The organism is Roseibium sp. QJM3NY_11, assembly GCF_056173175.1.
Map to the genome: position 1 here is coordinate 3,449,929 of NZ_CM149660.1, position 16,251 is coordinate 3,466,179.

17 protein-coding genes are annotated in these 16,251 nt (G+C 60.1%); 3 read left to right on the forward strand and 14 right to left on the reverse strand.

Annotated elements, in window-relative coordinates; translation table 11 throughout:
- The 3 genes from AC0VX3_RS15950 to AC0VX3_RS15960 all read right to left on the reverse strand — a co-directional run bounded on the left by AC0VX3_RS15950 (position 1) and on the right by AC0VX3_RS15960 (position 3,799).
- A complete protein-coding gene (locus tag AC0VX3_RS15950) occupies positions 1-1,110 on the reverse strand; it encodes a putative B6 ABC transporter permease subunit 2 (protein ID WP_475521331.1) in 1,110 nt (369 codons plus the stop codon).
- Complete coding sequence (locus AC0VX3_RS15955; protein ID WP_475521332.1) at positions 1,107-2,636, reverse strand: putative B6 ABC transporter ATP-binding protein; 1,530 nt, start codon at positions 2,634-2,636, stop codon at positions 1,107-1,109. The genes AC0VX3_RS15950 and AC0VX3_RS15955 overlap by 4 nt, the downstream gene beginning before the upstream one ends.
- Before the next feature lie 80 nt (positions 2,637-2,716).
- Positions 2,717-3,799, reverse strand: coding sequence for a putative B6 ABC transporter substrate-binding protein (locus AC0VX3_RS15960; RefSeq protein ID WP_475521333.1), 1,083 nt, complete (start codon positions 3,797-3,799; stop codon positions 2,717-2,719).
- Positions 3,800-3,842: 43 nt separating this feature from the next.
- Between AC0VX3_RS15960 and AC0VX3_RS15965 the strand changes: the two genes are divergently transcribed.
- Positions 3,843-4,232, forward strand: coding sequence for a hypothetical protein (locus AC0VX3_RS15965; RefSeq protein WP_475521334.1), 390 nt, complete (start codon positions 3,843-3,845; stop codon positions 4,230-4,232).
- A gap of 5 nt (positions 4,233-4,237) precedes the next feature.
- Here AC0VX3_RS15965 and AC0VX3_RS15970 read toward each other — a convergent pair whose 3' ends face one another.
- From AC0VX3_RS15970 to AC0VX3_RS16020, 11 genes are all read right to left on the reverse strand, one after another.
- On the reverse strand, positions 4,238-5,266 hold the full coding sequence (locus tag AC0VX3_RS15970) for a TRAP transporter substrate-binding protein (RefSeq protein ID WP_475521335.1): 1,029 nt from the start codon (positions 5,264-5,266) through the stop codon (positions 4,238-4,240).
- Positions 5,267-5,293: 27 nt separating this feature from the next.
- Positions 5,294-6,568, reverse strand: coding sequence for a TRAP transporter large permease (locus AC0VX3_RS15975; protein WP_475521336.1), 1,275 nt, complete (start codon positions 6,566-6,568; stop codon positions 5,294-5,296).
- Positions 6,565-7,074 (reverse strand): TRAP transporter small permease, encoded by a 510-nt coding sequence (locus AC0VX3_RS15980; protein WP_475521337.1) that lies wholly within the window; start codon positions 7,072-7,074, stop codon positions 6,565-6,567. Before AC0VX3_RS15980 ends, AC0VX3_RS15975 begins: the two co-directional genes overlap by 4 nt.
- A gap of 37 nt (positions 7,075-7,111) precedes the next feature.
- Positions 7,112-8,038, reverse strand: coding sequence for a 5-formyl-3-hydroxy-2-methylpyridine 4-carboxylate 5-dehydrogenase (gene fhmpcd1 / locus AC0VX3_RS15985; RefSeq protein WP_475521338.1), 927 nt, complete (start codon positions 8,036-8,038; stop codon positions 7,112-7,114).
- A complete protein-coding gene (locus AC0VX3_RS15990) occupies positions 8,035-9,663 on the reverse strand; it encodes a GMC family oxidoreductase (protein ID WP_475521339.1) in 1,629 nt (542 codons plus the stop codon). The genes fhmpcd1 and AC0VX3_RS15990 overlap by 4 nt, the downstream gene beginning before the upstream one ends.
- 22 nt (positions 9,664-9,685) lie before the next feature.
- Positions 9,686-10,126 carry a class II aldolase/adducin family protein gene (locus AC0VX3_RS15995; RefSeq protein ID WP_475525190.1) on the reverse strand — a complete coding sequence of 147 codons (441 nt, stop codon included), beginning with the start codon at positions 10,124-10,126 and terminating at the stop codon, positions 9,686-9,688.
- A complete protein-coding gene (locus tag AC0VX3_RS16000; protein WP_475521340.1) occupies positions 10,008-10,412 on the reverse strand; it encodes a class II aldolase/adducin family protein in 405 nt (134 codons plus the stop codon). The genes AC0VX3_RS15995 and AC0VX3_RS16000 overlap by 119 nt, the downstream gene beginning before the upstream one ends.
- A gap of 68 nt (positions 10,413-10,480) precedes the next feature.
- Positions 10,481-10,939, reverse strand: coding sequence for a YbhB/YbcL family Raf kinase inhibitor-like protein (locus AC0VX3_RS16005; RefSeq protein WP_475521341.1), 459 nt, complete (start codon positions 10,937-10,939; stop codon positions 10,481-10,483).
- A 32-nt stretch (positions 10,940-10,971) separates the two neighbouring features.
- A complete protein-coding gene (locus tag AC0VX3_RS16010; RefSeq protein ID WP_342894887.1) occupies positions 10,972-11,562 on the reverse strand; it encodes an amino acid synthesis family protein in 591 nt (196 codons plus the stop codon).
- Between the two features lie 66 nt (positions 11,563-11,628).
- A complete protein-coding gene (locus AC0VX3_RS16015) occupies positions 11,629-12,768 on the reverse strand; it encodes an FAD-dependent oxidoreductase (protein ID WP_475521342.1) in 1,140 nt (379 codons plus the stop codon).
- Between the two features lie 43 nt (positions 12,769-12,811).
- Positions 12,812-13,642, reverse strand: a complete 831-nt coding sequence (locus tag AC0VX3_RS16020) for an alpha/beta fold hydrolase (RefSeq protein ID WP_475521343.1) — start codon at positions 13,640-13,642, stop codon at positions 12,812-12,814.
- Between the two features lie 189 nt (positions 13,643-13,831).
- On the opposite strand from AC0VX3_RS16020, the gene AC0VX3_RS16025 reads away from it, so the two are divergent.
- Both AC0VX3_RS16025 and AC0VX3_RS16030 read left to right on the forward strand, forming a co-directional pair.
- Positions 13,832-14,503: a GntR family transcriptional regulator gene (locus tag AC0VX3_RS16025; protein ID WP_475521344.1), complete on the forward strand. Its 672-nt coding sequence runs from the start codon at positions 13,832-13,834 to the stop codon at positions 14,501-14,503.
- 148 nt (positions 14,504-14,651) lie between these two features.
- On the forward strand, positions 14,652-16,205 hold the full coding sequence (locus AC0VX3_RS16030; protein WP_475521345.1) for a GMC family oxidoreductase: 1,554 nt from the start codon (positions 14,652-14,654) through the stop codon (positions 16,203-16,205).
- Positions 16,206-16,251: the final 46 nt, after the last annotated feature.

The window sequence follows — 16,251 nt, forward strand, 5'->3', positions numbered from 1 at the left end:
TCAACGTTCCTTCTTGCGTTTGTGGTGATCGATATACTCGCCCAGCCCCAGGCAGATCAGCAGGCTGGCGACAAGCACAAGAGTGAAGTCCTGCGGCACCCCGAGACGCCGCGCGGCACTCTCGCTGCCGATCATGAGCGCGGAGTAGAAGAAAACCAGCACGATGGCCCCTACCCCGTTGAACCGCGCAAGAAAGACCAGCGGGATAACCATCAGTCCGTAAGCGGGATTCCAGTTGGCGCGGACATTGCCGGCGACGCCGAGGATCTCCGAGGCGCCGGCAAGCCCTGCAAAACCTGCGGACAACCCGAATGTCGCCAGGGTCAGCAGCGGTACCGACAGTCCAGCATGGGTCGCCGCAAGAGGGTTGGCGCCCACCATCCGCAACCGCAGTCCGAAGGCAGTGCGGGTCATCATCAGATGAACGGCCAGAACGGCGATCAGACCCCAGATCAAGCCACTGGAAATGGAAGTATCGAAAAGCCGTGGAAGCCTATCTTCCACCGGCAGGGTACGCGTCTGCGGTACAGTGGTCGCCGGATCCCTGAAGACCAGCTTGACCAGTGTCGAGGCCAGCAGAACGCCGAGAAAGGACATCATCAAGGTGGTGATGATCTCGTTCACGCCCTGATACGCCTTGAGCAACGCGGGGATGAGTGACCAAACCGCGCCGACTACAGCGGCCAGCACGAAGCCCGCCAGAAGCACCGCCCACCCCGGCAACACGCCAACCAACAGAGGCGCGCTTGCCGCTGAAATGACTGCACCGAGCAGAAACTGCCCGTCAGTTCCCAAATTCCAGATCCCCGCACGGAACGCAATGATCAGGCTGGCGCAAAGAAACAGAAGCGGTGCCATTCTTGTGGCTGTTTGCTGTAAGCCCAGTCCTGAAAAAAGGGATCTCTCGAGGACGTAGCCGTAGTAGGTAAGCGGGTTGACCCCGACCAGTATCAGGATGAGCGCAGACAGAAGGAAGGCCGCGAGAATCGGGCCGACGGTCAATGTCAGGCCTCGATTGAGCGCACTGCGCTCAGTCATCGTTCTTGCGATACCGTCTGCGTTGGTCTCAGGGTCCGCCGATACCGGATTCATATCGTCTTGTATGGTCATGCCGTCGCCTGTTTGTAGTCTTCTTCACCGGCCATCATCCGGCCGATACGCAAGCGCAAAGCCTCGCCGCTGCCATCGTTTTTCACGATCCCCCGGATACGCCCTCCCTCCATCACCGCGATGCGGTCCGACAACGCCATCAACTCATCCAGGTCGGTTGAGATGAGCAGCACCGCCAAGCCCCGTTCGGCGATTTCGGAGATGCGCTGCCGTGAGGTATCGATGTTCTTGAGGTCCAATCCGTATGTGGGTTTGTTGAACACCACGACGCGCGCCTCACCCAGAAGTTCGCGGCCCAGCAGGACCTTCTGAATATTGCCGCCCGAGAGCCGGCCGATCGGCGTGGTCTCGCCCGGCGCATGCACGGAAAATCTCGCGATGAGCTCGCGCGCATGTTGTGCGATGCGTTGCGGGCGTTCCAGACCGTTCACCCAAAAAGGCGGTTGGCCGATATCCTTGAGGACCGTGTTCTCGGAAATTGGAAAGGCCGCGACCGAACCTTCCGCAAGCCGGTCGTCCGTCAGGTAGCGAAGTCCCTTGCGCCGGCGCTGCGCAACGGTGGCGCTGGTGATGTCTTCGCCGTCAAGTTCGACCCGTCCGGAGTTGAGAGGCCGCTGACCCGCCATGGCCTCCGCCAATTGCTTCTGTCCGTTTCCGTCGATCCCGGCAACACCGACAATCTCGCCGGCCTGCAGGATCAGCGAGATATCCGCGATCCCCATGACATCGGCGTCGCCCTGAGTAGACAGGTTCTCCAGCTTGAGAACGGTGTCATCACGTTTCGTGCTATTGCGTTGCTCGGTGGAACCGGTGCCAGCTTCACGGCCGAACATCAGGCGGACGATTTCGTCGACTGCCTGGTCCTCGGACATAGACTTCAATTGCTCGGGACCCATTTCACCCGCGAGTGCGCCCTGCTTGAGAACTGAAATACGATTGCCGTATCGATAGGCCTCAGCGAGTTTGTGGGTGATAAAGATGACAGCCAGCCCGCTTTTCACCAGCTTCTGCATCCGCTCTCCCAGTTCATGCGCCCCCTGGGGCGTAAGCATGGAAGTCGCTTCGTCGAGGATCAGCACCTTGCTGTCACGCAGGAGCGCGCGGGCAATCTCGATCTGCTGCTGCTGGCCGAGCGAAAGCTCGCCGACGATGGCGTCGAGCGGCAGGGAGAGCGCGAATTCTCGTTTCAATTCTTCCATTCGTGCCGCGATCCGGGCACGGGGTGGACGCTCGTACCAGGGCGCACCCAGTGTTAGGTTCTCCAGAACCGTGAGTGTCGGCACCAGCATAGAATGCTGAAAAACCGTACTGATTCCCGCATCGAGACTGGCCGATGGGCTGGCCAGCCGCATTTTTCTCCCATTCAGCGACAGGTAGCCGTCGTCCGGCTCCTGAAGACCCGAAAGAATGCCTACCAGCGTCGATTTGCCCGCACCGTTCTCGCCAAGAAGGACATGCACCTCACCTGGATGAAATGTGAGCGAGACGTTGTTGACCGCGATCACGCCGGGAAAGCGCTTGGTCACGCCGTGTACGCCAATGACTCCTGCCCTCGTTTCCGAGGACAGGTTTGTCACAGTTTCCGATGCATTTGACACAGATGAACTCACTCCGCCACGGTGACCAGAGTGCGGACATCGGCAGCTTCGAACTTGGGCTCCACCTTGATATCCCCCGAGATGATCTGCTCGCGCAGTTCCATCACTTCGTCCCAAGCCTTTTCGTCTACCTGCGGGGTCTTGATAAGTCTGACGGAGTTGTCGGCCAAGCTTATGGCGTACCCACGAGTACCAAATTTATCGGCCTTCAGGTCTTCGATCATAGCGGTGTAAACCGGGGTCATATCCCAAAGCACCGAAGCCAGAAGATGCCCCTTGTCCAGTTCGGACTTGTCGCCGATCACGTCGATGAAAAGTACGTCCGATCCATCGGTGGCCTTGTTCGACTCAACGGCCTGGATCATGCCGAAGCTCGAGCCATTGCCCTGACCGAAGATGATGTCGGCACCCGCCGCGATGACCGAGGTGGTCACACGGTTCCCGCCGGCCGCGTCGGAATAGGCGGCCGGACCGATGACCGAGTAGAGGATCTTGACGCCCGGATTCTCCGCGTGCACGCCTTCGGCAAAACCGATTGACTGCGAATTCCAGGACGGCGGTTCACCGGAGACGACGATGCCGACGGTGCCGGTGGATGTCATCTTGGCGGCCAGACGTCCGGCAAGATAGGCGCCCTCGTGGCCCGACAGGGTATAATCGGCCACCAGACCCTTTTCGAGAGCATCGGGACTGTCGACTATGGCGACCGGTACGCCGGTTTCCTTGGCGATCTCGGGACCGGCGGTGTTGTAGCCGCTGGCATGCGCGATCATCAGGTCGGCGCCATCGGCCGCCAGCTCGCGCATCGGTGCACGGACGTCACCGTAGCCCAGACCTTCCGCGATGATGACTTCGGTGCCCGTCGCCTTGGCGGCAGCCTTGGCAGCTTCGACACCCTGCTGGTTCCAGCCGAAGTCACTCCCCTGTTCCGGCGTAAGGATGGCTATGGTATCAACCTCGCCAGCAAGTGCCGCCGGGGTGGTCAGCACCACGCTGAGCGCGGCAGATATAAGTAGGTTTCTCATGATGTTGTTCCCACAATGGTTGTCAGATTCCAGTTGGAAGACGAAATCAGTCGGCAGACGTTTCATTGTTTTTGTCGCCCTGTCTGCTGGGCTTTCCTCACTCCCGGCCATGGCCGAAAGCGGAGCTTATGTGCCCTATTCAGGGATCGTTCACGGGACCGAAGGCGCTGATCCGGTCGAAATTTCCATTGTCAACGAGACTGGCGTTCAGCTCGATTGCAAAGCCGCGCTGGCTCACTGGTATTCCGAAGAACTCGGACGCATTGCCCCAAGCGGCGAACTGACGCTGACGCTTTGGCACGACCCGGCGACGGGAGTTCTCAACTTGATGAACGCGACCGACGACCGGATGCCATTGGAAGCGCTCTGGTGCTCCGCCGACACCGTCCGGACGCGGCTCGACCTGCCTATTGCCGCCGGCAAGACGGAAGCGACGCTGCGGTTCCTTTGCCGTACCGGCGGTGACACGGGTCTGAGCTGCAGAGGCACGGGCGGCTAGCTGGATCATTGAGCGCGGACCGCCTCGAGTTTCGAGATGATCTGGTCACGCACTTCCACCACGTCCGCTTGGTCCGAAATGACCTCGTCGGTTACTCTTGCGAAGGTTTCCTGCAGTTCGGCCTGCTGATCGTCGGGAAGGATCTGGATCTCGCCACCGTTGTCCAACCACGCTTTTTCAGCGCGCTGCACATTCTCCACTCCCCAGGGAAAAACGGTTTCCTCAGCCGCCCGGCCAGCCTCGATAATGGCAGTCTTCACCTCGTCGGACTGCGACTGGAACCAGGCTTCGTTGACCAGTGTCACCGAAACGATCTGGTTCATGTTGATGTTGGTGACGTACTTGGCGGTATCGTAGAACTTGAAGGCGGTCAGGATCGGAATCCCCGCGAGCATGCCGTCAATGCCGCCGGCCTGGAGCTGCGGAGTGACTTCGGACAGCGCGAGTGGCGTGGGGTTCACGCCGATTGCCTTCATCGGCTCCATCTGAAGCGGCGATGCGAAGGTTCGCACCTTGAGACCTTCGAACCCGTCGATTGAAGTCACCGGTTCTCGTGTGAGGATCTGGGTGGGTGAATTAAAGATCGCGCCGATGATGCGCACGCCCTTGTCCAGGAACAGGGTTTCCATGTAGTCGCGGAATTCCTGGTCGTGGATCACTGCACGCACCTCATCCGCATCCTTGAAGAGGCCTGGGACATCGAAGGCCTGGAAGCGCGGATCGACATTGGTGACGAAGGAGGTCGGCGTGGTGAATGCTTCAATCGTGCCGAGCAGCACACCTTCCGACATCCGCGGTATCGCACCAAGCTGCGAGGCCGGGTAGATTTCAACCTTCAGGGCATCACCGACGCGGGCCTCGACTTCTTTCTGGAACTCCTTCTGCCACTCGTGCTGCACGTCGTTGATGGTCGCGGAAGCGAGTTTCATGGTGCTTTGCTGAGCGTGGGCAGCACCGGCGATTGGCAGCATCAGGGCGAGAGCGGTGCCGAATGCACCCACGGCAAGTGACAGGCGTTTGGTGTAAGACGTCATATTTATCCTCCATGTGCTTCAATGCACTCACGACATGCCGTTGATCAGCCATAGCGAAAGCGCGGGGATCAGGGTGATGAGGGCTAGAGCGGAGATCTGGACCGCCATGTAAGGCAGAACCCCGCGGTAGATGTCAGAGGTAGGCAAGGAGAGTACCGACTGGGCGACGAAGATGTTCAAGCCGAAGGGAGGCGTGAACATGCCAATGGCGAGATTGACGGTCATGACCACGCCGAAGTGAATGGGATCGATCCCCAGCGACACCGCGATGGGCACGAGAAGCGGAGACAGGACAAGGATCGCCGAAGTCGGGTCCAGAACGCAGCCTATCGCCAGAAGCAGCAGGTTGACGGTCAAGAGGAAGCCGAGGGGCGACAGGCCCGAATCCGCTGTCATGGCAATCAGCGCCTGGGGCACACCTTCGACCGTGAGGACCCAACTGATGACGCCCGCCGCGGCGACCACGATCATGATGCGCGCTGTCATCATTGCCGAACTGACGGCCGCCTCCAGTAAAGTGCGGAAGGTGACGGTGCGATAGACGACCATGCCGAGGATCGCTGCATAGGCACAGGCAAAGCCGCCGGCTTCAGTGGGCGAAAAGAAACCTGCATAGATGCCCACGATGACGAAAACCGGCATGGTCAATGCCCAGAAGGCCTGTTTGAACGCCTCCAAGGCGATCCGGGCCTGGAATTTCGTATCCCTCGGAATGTGCGCAACCAGAGCCGAGAACGAGATGTAGCCAGCCATCAGCAACGCCATGACGATGCCGGGAATTATGCCCGCAATGAACAGCTTGGCAATCGACTGCTCGGCCGCCGCGCCATAGAGTATCATGGCGATCGAGGGCGGGATGACGATGTCGATCGCACCGCTGGAAGTGATGATACCGGCTGCGCGCCGCTTGCCGTATCCGCCTTCAATGAGCTGAGGATACATGTTGCGGCCCACGGCGGCGACTGCGGCGGCGGAAGACCCACAGATCGTGCCGATGAGGGTCGAGCCGCCGAGCGCCGCAATCCCGAGCGAGCCTGGGACCCGGCCGAACAGGGCACGCACCAGATTGATGAGGCGATCGGCAATGCCGCTGATCGCCATCAATTCGCCGGCGAAGACGAAAAACGGGACGGACAGCAGCGCGTAGGTATCCAGACCGCCGAATATCGTCTGCTGAAGAGCAATCAGCGGAGGGCCGGGAAAGAACAGGAGCGCCAGCGACGCCGCGAAGAGCAGCGCGACGAAGATGGGCGCTCCCAATGCGATCAGTATCGTGACGGTGATGCCGAGGACCCAGGTCACTTTTGCACCTCTTCCGAAGTGGTGAAGCGGGCAATGTCGACAATGGTAAGGAAGGCTGTGACAGCGGCGATGCCTATGAAGCCGACAAGGATTGCGGAGTGCGGGATGACCATAGGCATGCCCAGGCCCATACTCTTCTGGTTGAGGCTCGCGATACGCTCAATGAAGATGAAGCTGTTCCATGCGATGAGGACGGAAACAGAAACTGTCGCCACATCGATCGCGATCTGCAAACCGGCTGCCAGGCGGCCGGACATCGCGGTCGGCAGAAGATTGATCGACAGATGGTCTCGACTTCGCGCCGCCAGGATCGCTCCAAGCATGACGATCCAGATCATTCCGTAAACCAGCAGTTCGTCCGCGCCGACGAGCGAGAACCAGCCGCTGTAGCGGCCCACTGCGTTGGCGACGTTGATCAGGACCATGACGATCAGGCATAGGCCCAACAGGACGCAGATGAGCCGAACGGCAAGCGCTTCGGCACGGATAATTCCGTTGCCACTCATGCGCCTTTCTCCATCCTCCGGCCCGGTGTTCATGGCGTTATTCTTTTCTCTCGAGAATGCGCCGGATCGCGACGAGCTTTCGCGCCCGTTCCGGTTGGAGACTGGCGATGCTCTCGGATGTGTAGGAATAGATCCCCTCACCCGACTTGATACCGAGCTTGCCGGCCGCGATCTGTTCGCGCACCAGAGGCGCAACATCCTTGCGGTCGCATAGGTCTTCGTTGAGGAAGGAGGAGACCGAGTGATAGATGTCCATGCCGGCCATGTCGAGAAGCGCCATGGGACCGATCACGGCCAGCTTGTAGCCGATGCCCCAGGAAACGCAGGTGTCGATATCCTCCGGTTCGATGACGCCGCGCTCGACAAGATCGACGACCTCGCGCAAGAGCGCATAGAGCACGCGGTTTTCGACAAATCCTGGAACGTCCTTTTTGAGGAGCACGGGCAAGAGGCCGAGAGAGCGGATAAAGTCGCGTATGGTTTGAACCGTTTCAGGCGCCGTCTGCTGTCCACCGATAACCTCGATCATGGGAATGATGTGCGGCGGATTGGACCAGTGCATCCCCACCATCCGCGCGGGGTTGGAGATATGCGTCTGCAAGTTGGTGATCGGAATGCCGGACGTATCGGACGCCACAATGGTATCCGGCGCGATCAAGCCATCGATCTTTCGGTAGACATCCGCCTTGATCTCTTCCTTCTCGGGAACGTTTTCGATGACGAGATCAACGCTGGCGACGGCATCCTCGATCTTGTCGGTGAACCGCACCGAGCCGTTGTTTCCGGAAGTCGAAATTCCGAGATTGTCGAGAACACCTTCGGCCGCATCCAGCATCGACCGGGCACGCTCGATCGCCTTCGGTGCTATGTCATGGGCCACGACTTCGATGTCGCCTCTTGCAAGACGGGCGGCCATACCGGGGCCCATCGTTCCGAGACCAATGATGGCTACACGCTTGATCACGCTGCTGCCTCGCTTATCTGGGGTTTCATGATGAGATCAGCCGCTTTCTCGGCGATCATGATGACGGCGGCATTGATGTTTCCGCAGACAAGGTCCGGCATGACGGACGCATCGACCACGCGCAGCCCGTCAACGCCTTTGACACGCAATTGCGGGTCGACAACCGAGGCCGCATCGGAGCCGGCCCGACAGGTGCCTGCCGGATGATGGACAGTGATGCAGGTCTTGCGGATATGCTCGTCGATCTCCTCGTCGGACTGGCAGCCGGGCCCGGGAAAGAACTCCGCTTCCATGAAGGGCTTCATTGACGGCTGCGCCGCGAGGTCCCGCGCCACTCGAAAACCGGCACGAAGCGAATCCCAGTCCTTCGGAGAGGCCAGAAAATTCTGATAGATCAGCGGTGCCGCCAACGGATCCGCCGAAGCCAGTTTCACTGATCCTCGGCTTTCCGGTTGCACTGCCACGATCCGGGTGGCGAAGCCGTCCTGGAACGGTGCCTTGAAAGGTTCGAAATAGGGCCATGCGGCAAGCGGAGCGGCTGTGAACAGGAGCTGCACATCCGGCAGCGGCCGATCCTCGCCACTCTTGAGGAAGGCAACCACTCCGCCAGGGACGTCGGCGGAGAAACCCTTGCCCGTCAGATAGGTTTTGAGGAAATCAAGACCGATCCGGTCGGCCCTCATCTTCTTGAAGAACGGACCTGGCTCACGGCGCCTGTACATCAGGATAACGGAAACGTGGTCCTGCAGATTCTTGCCTACAGAGGGCAGGTTGACGCGCGTTTCAATGCCATGCGCGGCGAGTTCCTCCGGGGCCCCCACACCCGACAACATGAGGAGCTGTGGCGAATTGATGACCCCACCCGCCAGAAGAACCTCATTGCGAGCCGTGACCGTCTTTTCAGATCCGTTGTGGTTGATCGTGACACCGGTGGCCCGCTTGCCATCCATCACGATCCTCGTGGCCATGGCATTTGTCAGGACGGTCAGGTTGGGCCGCTTCAGAGCCGGCCTCAGATAGGCCGAGGCTGTAGAAGATCGACGGCCCTTCGAAATCGTCATCTGCAACCGGCCGAAGCCTTCCTGCAGGACGCCGTTGTAGTCGTCGGTCTGCGGATAGCCGGCATGGACACTGGCCTCGGCGAAGGCATCGATCAACGGGTCCTCGTAGCGACAATGCTGAGTGCTGAGCGGACCGGATCCTCCGCGAGACTTGTTTGCACCGCCTTCCCAGGTTTCCTGCTTGCGGAAATAGGGCAGGACTTCGTCGTAGGACCAGCCCGGGAGGCCGTTGGCGGCCCAACGGTCGTAATCGCCGCGATTGCCCCGTACATAGGCCATTGCGTTCGTCGAGGACGATCCGCCGATGACCTTGCCGCGAGCGCATTCGACGCTGCGGCCGCCAACATTGTCTTCCGGCTCGCAAAAATACATCCAGTCATGGCGGCGTTCGGTGAGGATCTTGCCCCAACCGAGCGGAATGTGGATCATCGGATCGCGGTCCCAGCCACCCGCCTCGAGCAGCAGCACGGAACAGGCCGGATCCGCACTCAGCCGGTGAGCGAGGACGCAGCCGGCCGAACCGGCTCCGACGATGATGTAATTGTAGTTTTCCGCGTGCTGCATGACGTCTCTGCTTTCTGGGGGGCTACTTGAGCAGCCCGGCTTGACGAAGGGTCATGGTCCAGTGGTCCCATCCCCTGTCAATCTGGGCTCCGACGAGCTTTCCAGCGGTCTTGACCTCACCGGGCGACAGGTACTTGATGTTGCCCACCTGCAGGCCCGCGGTCTGCGCGGCAGCGTTCTGCTCGGTATAAAACGCGCGGAACACGACCTCACGAACAGAACCGCCGACGTTGACGACCCCGTGACGGGCCATGAGAACGACGGCTTGCTTACCCAGGCTTTCGGCGATATCGGCACAAACGCTATGGCTGCCGCCGAAAAGATCGGTGTCGTCACCCAGCTTGTCACGGATCTCGTAGACGGGAACCGTCTCGCCGAGAAACGCCCCCATGTGGGTGACAGGCCTTAGCGCCTGGCCTGTAAAGCAATAGGGAAGCACAGCCGGAGAATGGCTGTGAAGCACGCAGTTGACGTTCCGGCCGGGCCTTGTAGATCTCACTGTGAATGTAGCGTTCAAGATAAGACGGTCGATTGTCGTCGGTCTCGCCTTCCAGATTGAACCGCTGGATATCACCGGTCGTGATGTGGCTCGGGGCAAGTTTCTGCGCCAGGAAGAAAGCTTGAGGATCCTCCGGGTCACGGGCACTTATGTGTCCGAATGTATCGAGGATGCCTTCGTGCAACAAAATCTTGGTAGCTGTGACCAGCTCTTCGAACACGGTCTGCCGGGCTTGGGTTATGGTGGTCATTTCTGAGTTCTCCCGAGTCGCTGAGGTCCCGGCCGGTGGGGTTGGTCTTTTCACCGGGACCTTGCACTTCACTTGTTTTCGTAAAGGCCAACGATCCTGTTTTGCTCGATGATGTTGTCGGCATACCCGGCGAGGAACTCTTCTCGGGTGGGAGTTCCTTCAACCGCCGTGTCGAGGGCGTAGACCCAGAAGTAGTAGTGGTGCTTGCCGTGGCCGGCCGGCGGCTGAGGACCGTAGTACTGCAAGCCACCGGCCCCGTTCGGTCCGACGCGGTATTTTTCCTGAGCGTCCGAAAGATCGGTCGCAGACGGATCGATGCCGTAAACGGTCCAATGCGTGAAACCCCGAGGCAGCGGCGCATCCGGATCATGGCAGATCACCGCGAGTTCCCTGGTCCCGGCAGGAACCCCGCTGACCGTGAGTCTTGGGAGTACGTTGCCTTTGTCTCCGGCATGCTCGTCGCGCATCATCTCGAGCGGATTGAAATCCGCGGACGTTATCTTGAGGTCTTTGATGTTCAGGGGCATGGAATACGTCCTTCAGTCAATATTCGATCGGGTTATTGTGCAGCCGCCAGGTCCGCGACAGTCTTGCCGCCCACCCGCTGGTGAACACGCGGGCCGGTTGCCGCCGCGACGCAGATGAGAATTTCATCCGGCCGGGGGCCATCCGGCACCGCGAAGGTGATGGCATCATAGTGAGAGCGGATATAAAGCTCGTCCTTGTGGGCCAGCGGAATGTCGATCGACGTCCCGGCTGACGCCACCTTGCTGGCGGAGGAAATCCAGGCGTCGCCGCCCCCCACCTGCTCGCGCAGCGGATTGCCGAACTCAGTCGTGATGCAGGCGACGACATGTTCCTGCTCACCACCCACGCCGGCGATTCCGCCCTTTCCATAGCTTTCGGCGGGCCGGCCGCCGAGGAGCGCCACGGCACGCTCTCCGAGCGCATGACCAATGGCGGCACTCGGCTGCGTAAGTGCCGAAAGATCGGCCTGGTAGGTACCCACGAAAGGATTGCGGATAATCACACCCACGGCGACCTTGATCAGCGTTTCGCCGGACGCGCCGCCATCATGCAAGATTTCCTGAACTGACGAGTACCAGCCACGCACTTCATAGTGTTTCTCGACTGAGGCCGAATGTTTCATTTCTTTCTCCTTGGGAACGCGCGGCTCCGGCGCGAACAAGTGTTTTTGTGGCTGGCCTGCCGACCGCTATTGCGGCCATGAATAGACGCGGCGAATGGGGTCGTAGCGCGCAGCTTCGAGAGCCGCGGGCGTGAACATGTTGCCATTGGAAAGCGAGCGGTTCGCCGCGTACTCACCCGAAAGCGCCTGGCACCGGTCGGTAATTGGGCGGATGCGTTTTTCCCAACCGGCCAGCGCGTCCTCGACCGAAGATTGTTCGGCAAGATCCTGAGAAAGGCTGAAGGCGTTGACCATGGCGCAGCCCGCGCCCTGGGCAAGGGCCGGACACATGGCATGGGCGGCGTCGCCCACCAGCGCCACTTTGCCATTCACCCAGTTGTCGAGTTTGGTGGTCGCATATTTGTCATAGCGTGCAGATTGCAGCTTCGCGGCTTCGACGAGACAAGGTTCCAGGAACGGGAACATCTCTACCCAGACCTCGAGATCAAGGGGAACGTGCGAACCACGTGGGTCGGCGGCCGGCGCCATAAGGCCGAGATAGAGCTCGTCCTTGTTACAAGGCGAATAAAGGATGCGCTGGACACGCGGCTCGAAATTCCACATGTCGATCGTATTGTCCCACTCTCCGTCGCCGAGTTCTTCCTTCTTGCGGGGAACGATGAGACGAATGATGCCGTCGGTGGAGGTCCAGCGATCCTGCTTGAAGTTCAGGGAGTCGCGGACCTTGGAGCCGACACCATCGGCCCCGACGATCAGATCGGCTTCCAAAACTTCTCCGGTCTGAAGCGTCAACCGGCCATCCGCATCGGCGGAAACGGCCTCGGAATTGACGCGCATCTCGACACCGACATCGCGGGCGCGCTTGACCAGGGCATTATGCAGGTGGCTGCGGGTCATAATACGCCATGGCAGCCCGTTGAAGGTTTCCTTGGAAACCGACTTGTTCTGCATCCAGGTCTCGTAGGTGGGAGGCGTATGCGACCCCAGAAGGACATCGTCAAGCGCGCCGACCGCTTCGAGCACCCGCAGGCCATTGTGCCATAGATAGATGCCCGCACCGAACGCCCGAAGCTCGGAATCCTTCTCATGCAGCGTAACATCCCAGCCGTTTTGGCGCAGCGCGATTGCGGCCGTCAGGCCGGCAAAGCCCGCGCCGGCGACCTGCGCACGAAGCGCTTTGCCAGATGTCTTGTTAATGTTCGCCATAGTTCAAATCCTGTTGCGTAAAATAAAAACGGAACATCCGCTCTCAGGCATCGATGAAGTTGGTGATTGCCTTGAATGTGATGTCCGGAGACACCTCATTGACGTAGTGATCGGCGCCGGGAACGACGACGACCGGAAGGTCGGGGCGCAATCGGCTGGTTTTCGTCAGTGCCTCGGCGGAGACCAGCTTGCTCTCCTCCCCGCGCATCAAAAGAACCGGCCTGCGGAGATCGCGATACGTCCGGGTGAGATCCGCGCGCAGCCCGGTGGCGATCTGGGACATGGCTGAGGGGAACGCCAACGGACGCAGCCCTCCCTCGACCTTGCGGTATCCGCTCTCGGCTCGAATCCTGATGGCCTGCGCCGGAATATTCGGATAGCGGGCGGCGAGATAGGTCTCCACCGCCTTCAGATCGTGGAACAGTTGATCTCCCGCATTCACCCGCGCTTCCAGCGCATCGAAGACTTCCGCCTCGATATACGGGGTGAAATCGATCGCCACGACAGAGCGAACCAGCTCGGGGAATCTGGTCGCGGCGGTGACGGCGTTGCGTGATCCGAGGGAGTGGCCGACCAGAACTGCCGGTCCAAGATCAAGCGCCCGGATCAGGGCCGCGATATCATCGGCAAAGTCATCCGCGCCGTATCCGCTCTCGGGCTTGTCACTGAGGCCATGACCGCGCTGGTCGACCGCGATGGTCGTGAAACGGTCGCTGAAATTAGCGGCCAACGGCGCCAGCGTTGCGGAATTGGCGGTGATCCCGTGAAAGAAAAGCATCAACGGGCCGCTCCCGGCCTCACGTATGCTCAAGGTAATGCGGCCGGTGTCGATACGGCGCAAACTCATGTCTTCGTAAGAGGCGGTCGCCACCATGTCCCAGATCCTGCGTCGCTGTCTTTCGGTATTTGAAGCATGACACAAATCTGATAAGCGTCAACCAAATTGTCAGACAATCTTTCAATCTTACGTATTGACAGAATGTGTGATAGTTCTGTCAAAATAGAAAGACGCCGCCTATATTCCTTCTGGTTGCGCTCACTCCGGATGTACGAGATCAAAACAATGCTGCCAGACCTGAATTTGAGAGTATTGCCGCGCACCGTGCAGCAGGCGACGGTCGACAAGTTGAGGCTTGCTATCTTCTCCGGGGTTTTCGAACCCGGCAGCCGGCTGGTTGAAAGTCAGTTGTGCGTTCAGCTCGGCATCAGCCGACCGTCCCTCCGCGAAGCCTTGCGCAGCCTCGCGGCCGAACGCCTCATCGATATCGTGCCGAACAAGGGCCCCTTTATTCCCGCTCTTTCATGGGAGCAGGTAACCGCCATCTACGAGGCCCGGGAACTTCTGGAAGTCGAAGCTGTCGGCCGCTGCTCTCAGACGATCTCGCAGCTGGAGCTTCAGGCGCTCGAAAAAGCACTTTCCGCGTTCGAAGCCGCCGCCTCCAGCAACGATGCCCTGGCACGGGTGACGACGGCAGCCGACTTCTACTCCATCATCCTCGCCAATTGCGGAAACCCAATTCTTGAGGAGATCCATCGGGGCCTTGTTGCGAGGATCAGCCTCTTCAGATCACGATCGATGTCACTGAAAGGCCGGGCGCTAAGCAGTCTGGCGGAGATGAGGGAGATCTACAATTCTATCGCCGCAGGTGACGAAAAAGCTGCCCGGAAGGCCGCACGAAAACACGTGCTCAAGGCGATGGCGGCAGCGAAAAAATCTATGGAGTGCGGTAACTAGGCACCGCCCCGCCACTCCCTGCATTCAGGTCGTTGAGCCCATCATGACATATCGATTTCGGCGTGTTTCAGAGGGTGCATCGCAGCGCCGGCTTGAAACGCCGCGGTCTCCAAGGGTCTGACACGGCAGCCGTAAAAGGGGGATCTTGATGACTGAGGTTTTATTAGCAAGCGACATGAACGCGGACGCGCTTGTCATCGGAGGCGGTTCGGCCGGGGTGCTGCTGGCCGCGCGTCTGAGCGAGGATCCGACCCGAAGCGTACTTTTGATTGAAGCCGGCGATGAAGCAACAGATCCCGACATCTGGAATCCGGCGGCCTGGCCGGCGCTTCAGGGCCGCAGCTACGATTGGGACTATATGACGGAGCCGCAGGCGGGCACAGCCGGCAGGATCCATTCCTGGGCACGCGGCCGTCTTGTCGGTGGATCGAGCTGCCTGCACGCGATGGGCTACATGCGCGGACATCCCGAAGATTTTGCGCCCTGGGCCGAGGCGACGGGGAGTTCCCGATGGAGCTGGAAGGGTTTGTTGCCCGCCTTCGAAGCAAATGAAGACCGAGAAACCCCGGGTCACAAGGGTGGCCCCTTGCCTGTCCACAGGACGGATGCGGACATCAGCCCGCTTACCAATGCCTTCATCGCTGCCGGCAGCGCCCTCGGCCTGCCCCGCCTCAATGGTCATAATGACGGTGAGATGATCGGCGTGACGCCGAACTCGCTGAACATCCGCGACGGAAGACGGGTGACGGTTGCAGATGCATGGCTGACACCGGAGGTTCGTGCCCGCGGCAACCTGAGGATTCTGACCGGCGCCCTCGCCCGACGTTTCGTCCAGGGAGCCAATCGGGTGCGCCACCTCGAGGTCGTCGGCAGGGATGGCCTGACACGTATCTCCGCCGACCAGGTCTTCTTGTGTGCCGGCTCGCTGGAAAGCCCTGCTCTGCTGATGCGCTCCGGCATCGGGCCGTCCGAGGTTCTCAATGCCGCAGGCGTCAAATGCCTTGTCGACATGCCCGATATCGGCCGGAATCTCCAGGATCACCTGCTGGGCGCGGGCAATGTCTATTCCACGCGCAAGCCACTTCCGCCTTCTCGCCTCCAGCATTCGGAGTCGATGGCGTATATGAGAGCCGGCGACTTCACCGGGACGGGACAGCCCGATATCGTCGTCGGTTGCGGCGTGGCGCCGATCGTATCCGAGTGCTTTCCGCAGCCGGAAACCGGCACGGCCTACTCTCTGCTGTTCGGGGTGACCCATCCCACGAGCCGAGGCAGCCTTCGCATTACCGGACCAGAGACCGGCGATCGTCTGAGCATCGATCCAGCCTACCTGCAAACAGACTATGACCGAGACATGTTTCGCCAGGCTCTCGAGGCCGCGCGGACAATCGGACATACGCAGGAGCTTGCCGGGTGGCGCGATCGCGAACTTTATCCTGGCACCCTCAAAACCAGGGCCGAGATCGACGATTTTATAGCGAAAGCGGTCATCACGCATCACCACCCGTGCGGCACTTGCAGGATGGGCAATGACGACACTGCCGTTGTCGGTCCGGATCTGCGACTTCGATCTATCGATAACCTTTATGTGGTGGACGCCTCGGTTCTGCCCAGCCTTACCGCGGGACCAATTCACGCAGCCGTTCTGGCGATTGCCGAGACCTTTGTCCGAACCCTAGCCGATTGTTCAACGAAAAACTGACGATGGCCTTCGTAGACAAGCCGCGGTCATATCGGTTGAGACACGG

Bases quoted from the DNA above. Each gene is read 5' to 3' on its own strand.
- AC0VX3_RS16015 (WP_475521342.1), bottom strand. From the start codon at position 12,768: ATGGCGAACATTAACAAGACATCTGGCAAAGCGCTTCGTGCGCAGGTC.
- AC0VX3_RS16005 (WP_475521341.1), bottom strand. From the start codon at position 10,939: ATGCCCCTGAACATCAAAGACCTCAAGATAACGTCCGCGGATTTCAAT.
- AC0VX3_RS16010 (WP_342894887.1), bottom strand. From the start codon at position 11,562: ATGAAACATTCGGCCTCAGTCGAGAAACACTATGAAGTGCGTGGCTGG.
- AC0VX3_RS15960 (WP_475521333.1), bottom strand. From the start codon at position 3,799: ATGAAACGTCTGCCGACTGATTTCGTCTTCCAACTGGAATCTGACAAC.
- AC0VX3_RS15965 (WP_475521334.1), top strand. From the start codon at position 3,843: ATGGCCGAAAGCGGAGCTTATGTGCCCTATTCAGGGATCGTTCACGGG.
- AC0VX3_RS16025 (WP_475521344.1), top strand. From the start codon at position 13,832: ATGCTGCCAGACCTGAATTTGAGAGTATTGCCGCGCACCGTGCAGCAG.
- AC0VX3_RS16030 (WP_475521345.1), top strand. From the start codon at position 14,652: ATGACTGAGGTTTTATTAGCAAGCGACATGAACGCGGACGCGCTTGTC.
- AC0VX3_RS16020 (WP_475521343.1), bottom strand. From the start codon at position 13,642: ATGGTGGCGACCGCCTCTTACGAAGACATGAGTTTGCGCCGTATCGAC.
- AC0VX3_RS15980 (WP_475521337.1), bottom strand. From the start codon at position 7,074: ATGAGTGGCAACGGAATTATCCGTGCCGAAGCGCTTGCCGTTCGGCTC.
- AC0VX3_RS15990 (WP_475521339.1), bottom strand. From the start codon at position 9,663: ATGCAGCACGCGGAAAACTACAATTACATCATCGTCGGAGCCGGTTCG.
- AC0VX3_RS16000 (WP_475521340.1), bottom strand. From the start codon at position 10,412: ATGACCACCATAACCCAAGCCCGGCAGACCGTGTTCGAAGAGCTGGTC.
- AC0VX3_RS15950 (WP_475521331.1), bottom strand. From the start codon at position 1,110: ATGACCATACAAGACGATATGAATCCGGTATCGGCGGACCCTGAGACC.
- AC0VX3_RS15970 (WP_475521335.1), bottom strand. From the start codon at position 5,266: ATGACGTCTTACACCAAACGCCTGTCACTTGCCGTGGGTGCATTCGGC.